Here is a 6,291-nt window from a genome sequence, read left to right on the forward strand (position 1 = left end):
CCTCCTCCCCTCTCCCCTCCTCGCACTTCCCGCACTTCCCACCACCACCAACGGCAAGGTCGACCGTCGCGCCCTCGCCTCTCTCCCTCTCCCCGCCTCTTCCTCCGACGCGCCTTTCGAAGCGCCCTCCGGCCCTCTCGAAGTCGCTCTCGCACAGCTCTTCTGCCAGGTCCTCGGCCTCGCCTCCCTCTCCCGCCACGACGACTTCTTCTCCCTCGGTGGCCACTCTCTCAGCGCCACCCGCCTCGTCGCTCGCATCCGCTCTTCTCTCGGCGTCGACCTCCCCCTCTCTTCCTTCTTCTCCGCTCCCTCCGTCGCTTCTCTCGCTCGCGAAGTCGAAGGGTTGGCCGGCACCGGCAAGTCGCTCCTGCCCGCCCCCACTCCCAGGGCCGAGGACGCGCCAGTGCTCTCCTCCACGCAGGAGCGCCTGTGGTTCATCCAGCAGCTCCAGCCCGACTCTTCCGCCTACCACATCCCAGAGGCCGCTCTCCTTCACGGCCCTCTCGACGTCGAGGCGCTGTCGTCCGCACTCCGCTGGCTCCTCTCTCGCCATTCAGTCCTCCGCCTCGCCGTCCCCTCTGACGAAGGGCGCCCTGCTCCCTTCCTCCTCGACGTCCCGGCACGCGTGCTGGCCGTGGAGTCGCTCTCCGACGCGCCGCATACATTGGAGGAGCGGCTGCGCCTCGAAGCCGAGCGCGTCTTCTCCATGGCGGAGGGCCCGCTCTACCGCTTCCACCTGTGGCGGCTCTCCCCCGAGCGGCACGCGCTGCTGCTCGTGTTCCATCACCTGCTGGTGGATGAGCTGGCCCTCTCCGTGCTGGTGCGTGAGCTGGGTGAGGCCTACCGCTCCTTCCAACAAGGTGCGTCTCCCGCGCTGCCGCCCGTGACGTTGGACTGGGCCGATGTCGCCGTCTGGCAACGAACCGAGGCCGTGCGCGCGCACGAAGACGCGCAGCTTTCCTACTGGACCCGCCAGCTCGCGGATGCGCCACGGCTGCTCTCGCTTCCCACGGACAAGCCTCGCCCCTCCGTGCTGTCGAGCCAGGGACGAGTGACCGCACAGCGGCCCCTGGCGCCCGAGCTGTCGGCGGCCCTTCACGACTTCTGCCGCCAGCAAGGCGTGACACCGTTCATGGTGCTCTATGCGGCCTTCGCGGCGCTGCTCCACCGTTACTCGGGCCAGCCTGAAGTCTGTGTGGGCACCCCGATGGCGGGGCGTACCCACCCGGCCACCGAGGACGTCGTCGGCCTCTTCGTCAACACGGTGGTGCTGCGCACGCACGCCCAGCCGGAGGACACCTTCGCGTCCCTGCTCGCGCGGGTCCGGACCACCGTGCTCGAAAGCATCGCCCACCAGGACGCCCCTTTCGAGCGAGTGGTGCAGTCCCTGGAGGTGCAGCGCAGTCCACGCCACTCCCCGCTCTTCCAGGTGATGTTCGGGTTGATTCGCGCCGGACACGCCCTGGCGGAAGCGCTGCCTGGACTCCACGGACGCGCCCTGTGGCCGGAGCTGTCCACGAGCCAGTTCGACCTGTCGGTCGTGCTGACCGAGGCGCCGGAGGGGTTCTCACTCGCCGCCAGCTACAGCACCGACCTGTTCGAGGCTGACACCGTCGAGCGCATGCAACGCCATTACGCGCGCCTGCTCGAACATGCGCTCCAGTCGCCGTCCTCCCGGCTGGACAGCCTGCGCATGGCGCTCGACAGCGAGCGCGAGCAGGTGCTGCGGACCTGGAACGACACGCAGCGGGGGTTTGCGTGGGAAGGCGCTTTGCACGAGCGCTTCGAGACGTGGGCCGCCCGGACACCGGACGCGCTGGCCGTCGTCGATGGCCAGCAGGCGCTCACCTATGACGCGCTCAATCGCCGAGCGAACCAGGTGGCCTGGGCCCTGCGAGCCCGCGGCGTCGCTCCCGAAGTCCGCGTGGCCCTCATCCTGGAGCGCGGGGTGGACCTGGCCACGGGCGTGCTCGGCATCCTGAAAGCAGGTGGGGCCTATGTTCCCGTGGACGCGGCCTATCCGCGCGAGCGAATCGCGCGCGTGCTCCAGGACAGCGGGGTCCAGCTCGCGCTGACGCAATTGTCGCTGCTCGCGTCCGTCGAGCCCTTCGGCGTCCCCACCCTGTGCGTGGACGCCGTGGCGGACCTGCCAGCGCGGGGTGACACCCACCCGCCTCGCGTCACCGCGCCGGAGCAACTGGCCTACGTCATCTACACCTCCGGAAGCACCGGCCAGCCCAAGGGCATCATGGTGCAGCACGGTTCGATGATGAACCTGCGGGCGGCGCTGGCGGAGTCCGCCTACGCCGGTACGACAGGCCCGCTGCGCGTCAGCCTCAACGCATCGATTTCGTTCGACGCCTCGGTTCAGCAACTGGTGCAACTGGCGGACGGGCACACGCTCTGCGTCGTCCCGCAAGGCGTCCGGGACGACGTTTCGAAGCTGTGCGCATGGCTGGAGGAACAGCGTGTCGACGTCTTCGACTGCGTCCCCTCGCACCTGCGGCTGCTGCTGGACGAGGGCCTGGGTGGGCGTCACCCGCTGCGCGTGCTCGTGGGCGGCGAAGCCGTGGACGAGGTGCTGTGGGAGCGGCTCGTCCGCCATCCGGGCCTCACCTGCTTCAACGTGTACGGCCCCACCGAGTGCACGGTGGACGTCACGGCGCATCCCATCGGCGCCGGGCGCCCCTCCATCGGACGGCCGTTCGCCAACGTGCGCATGTACGTCCTCGATGCGCACCTGGAGCCCGTGCCGCTGGGCCTTCCGGGCGAGCTGTACATCGCGGGAGCGAGCCTGGCGCGTGGTTACCTGGGCCAGCCGGCGCTCACCGCCGAGCGCTTCATTCCCAACCCCTTCGACACCACGCTCGGCGAGCGGCTCTACCGCACGGGGGACCAGGTCCGGTGGCTGGCCACTGGAACACTGGAGTACCTGGGCCGCATCGACACGCAGGTGAAGGTACGGGGCTTCCGCATCGAGCTGGCGGAGGTGGAAACAGCACTCCTCGCAGCCCCCGGCGTGCGCGCCGCGGTGGCCCTGGTGCGGGAGGACGCTCCGGGGGACTCGCGACTGGTCGCCTACGTGGTGCCCCAGTCCGTTCACGCCTCCACGCAGGAACTGGCGTCCCTTCGGGCGCACCTGAAGCAACTGCTGCCAGCGCACATGGTGCCCTCCGCCATCCTCGCGGTGGAGGCACTCCCCACCACCCCCAGTGGCAAGGTGGACCGTGGAGCCCTGGCGGCGCTGCCCTCGCACGCGGTGGAGTCAGCGCCTGGCGGTGAGCCTCCGCGGGGCCCGGTGGAAGAGCTGCTGGCGCAGGTGTTCTGCCAGGTGCTCGGTGTCACGTCGGTCGCCCGAGACGATGACTTCTTCAGCCTGGGGGGACATTCGCTCAGTGCCACGCGGCTGATGGCCCGAATCAGGCAGTCCTTCGGCGCCGCGCTGCCACTCACCACCCTGTTCGCATCGCCGAGCGTGGCCGGACTCGCGCGGGAGCTGGCTCGAGTTCAGGACACCACGGGGCGCGTGTTGCCGGCGCCCGAGCGTCGTCAGGATGGCGAGCGTGCGGTGCTCTCGTCCTCGCAGGAACGGATGTGGCTCCTGCACCGGTTGCAGCCCGACTCCAGCGCCTACCACCTGCCCGAGGCCCTGGAACTCAGAGGGTCGCTGGACGTCGCGGCGCTGGAAGCTTCGCTCCACTGGTTGGTCTCACGGCATGCCGTGTTGCGGCTGGTGGTGCCCGCCTCTCCCGACGGGAGCCCGGCGCCGAGCCTCATCACGGTTCCGGAGCGCGTGCTGGAGGTGGAGACGCTGGAGCTCGCGCCGGAGGCACTTGAACGGTGCTTGCAGCAGGAGGCCGAGCGCCCGTTCTCCATGGAAGAGGGGCCGCTGTACCGCTTCCACTTGTGGCGGCGCTCCGCTGAGCATCACGTCCTGCTGCTCGTCTTCCACCACCTGCTGATTGATGGGCACAGCCTTTCCTTGCTGCTGAACGAACTGGCGGAGGCGTACCCGTCCTTCCTCCAGGGAGGGGCTCCCGCGGCTCCACGCGTCGCACTGGACAACGCGGACGTCGCCGCCTGGCAGCGCACCGAGCCGCTGCGCGCGCATGAGGATGCACACCTGACGTACTGGACGCGCCAGCTCGCCGACGCGCCACGGCTCCTTCAGCTTCCCACGGACACGCCACGACCCGCCGCGCTCACGGGCAAGGGTGGACTCGTTTCCGGGCTCCGTCTTCCGGCCGAGCTGGATGGAACGCTGCGCGCTTTCTGCCGCGAGCACGGGATGACGCCTTTCATGGCGCTCCAGGCCACCTTCGCCGGACTGCTGCACCGCTACTCCGGACAGGAGGAGGTCTGCGTTGGCGTGCCTGTCTCCGGGCGCACGCATCCTGCTACCGAGGACGTCGTCGGACTCTTCGTCAACACCGTCGTCCTTCGCACCCGTTTCCTCTCCGACGACTCCTTCTCCGCCCTCCTCTCACGCACGCGCGCGACGGCGCTCGACGCCTTCTCTCACCAGGACGCTCCCTTCGAGCGCGTCGTTCACGCCCTCGGCGTTCAGCGAAGCCCCAGCCACGCGCCGCTCGTCCAGGTCGCCTTCGTCTGGAATCGCGCGGGCGCTCCGCTTCACCTCGGGGACATTTCCTCTCGTCCGCTTTCCGTTCCGTCTTCCAGCGCGAAGCTGGATCTCGCGCTGATGGTGCGCGAGGACTCGCAGGGTTTTGAGCTGGCCGCGGAGTACAGCAGTGACTTGTACGAAGCGGGCAGCGTGGAGCGGATGCTGGGGCACTACCTGCGGCTGCTCGAAAGCGCACTCGCCGCGCCTCAGGCGCCCTTGGCCTCGCATTCGCTGCTCTCCGCCGAGGAGCGCCAGCAGGTGTTGCACGGCTTCAACGCCACCGAGCGGCCCTTCGACTCCCTCGCCACCTTCGTCTCCCTCTGGGACACCCAGGTAGCGCGGACGCCTGATGCCACCGCGCTGCTCGTCGCTGACTCCGACGTGGCCCTCACCTACCAGCAGCTCGACGCTCGCGCCTCCGCTCTCGCCGGCCACCTCGCCGCCCTTGGCGCCGGCCCCGAGTCCGTCGTCGCCGTCTGCGTCGAGCGCTCCGCTTCGCTCCTCGTCTCGCTTCTCGCTGTCCTCAAGGCGGGCGCCGCCTACCTCCCCCTGGAGCCTTCACACCCCGAGGCGCGCAGGGCTTCTCTCATTCAGCAGGCGGGGGCACGCCTCGTCCTCGCCTCGCACGGCCTCTTCTCCCAGCCGCTGCCTGACGCGCGCCTCGTCTCGCCGGACGCCCACGGCACCGACTCCGCGCCGCTTCGCCCGGCCTCCCCTCACCACCTCGCCCTCGTCCTCTTCACCTCCGGCACCACCGGCCTGCCCAAGGCCGTCGAAGTCTCTCACCGCAACCTCTCTCACCTCTTCGACGCCGCCGACTCCCTCTACCCCTCTCGCCCCGGCGACTGCACCCTCGCCGCCGCCTCCCTCGCCTTCGACGTCCACCTCCTCGAGTTGCTCTACCCCCTCACTCGCGGCGCCCGCGTCGTCCTCCGCCCCACCGGCCCTGACTCTCTCTCCCGCCACGCCTCCCGCTACCGCGCCACCCACCTCCTCGCCACCCCCTCCGTCCTCCTCGCCGCACTTGAAGAGGCCGGTGCTGAAGCCGCCTTCCTCAACCTCTCCTTCCTCCAACTCGGCGGCGAGCCTCCTCCTCCTTCTCTCCTCCTCCGCCTCTCCCAGGGCCCCGTGCGCCTCCTCAACGGCTACGGCCCTTGCGAGGCCACCTGCCTCTCCTCCCTCCACCTCCTCTCCCACGGCGCACCTCCTCTCCTCGGACGCCCACTTCCTCGCGTGCGCGCCTACGTCCTCGACGCGGCCGGCATCCCCACCCCCATTGGCGTCCCAGGCGAGCTCTTCCTCGGCGGCGACGGCCTCGCTCGCGGCTACCGCGCCCTGCCCCACCTCACCGCCGAGCGCTTCGTCCCAGACGCCTTCTCCTCCTCTCCTGGCGCTCGCCTCTACCGCACTGGCGACCGCGTCCGCTGGACTCACGACGGCTCCCTCTCCTACCTCGGCCGCACTGACTTCCAGGTGAAGGTGCGCGGCGTCCGCGTCGAGCCCGAGGAAGTCGAGGCCGCCCTCTCCCTCCTCCCAGGTGTCCGTCAGGCCGCCGTCCTTCCTCTCTCCTCTCCCCTCTCCTCCGACGTCCGCCTCGTCGCCTTCGTCTCCCTCCTCCCCGGCGCCTCCTCCGAATCCCTCCTCCCCTCCCTCGCACTCTCTCTCCC

The 6,291-nt window shown here is 69.9% G+C and carries 1 protein-coding gene; it reads left to right on the top strand.

What is annotated here, in order from left to right; translation table 11 throughout:
• The coding region (locus HV826_RS35885) for a non-ribosomal peptide synthetase (protein ID WP_176421506.1) at positions 1–6,291 on the top strand (6,291 nt) is incomplete at both ends.

Origin of the sequence: Myxococcus sp. AM010, from assembly GCF_013372585.1 — a bacterium.
Taxonomy (GTDB): Bacteria; Myxococcota; Myxococcia; order Myxococcales; family Myxococcaceae; genus Myxococcus; species Myxococcus vastator.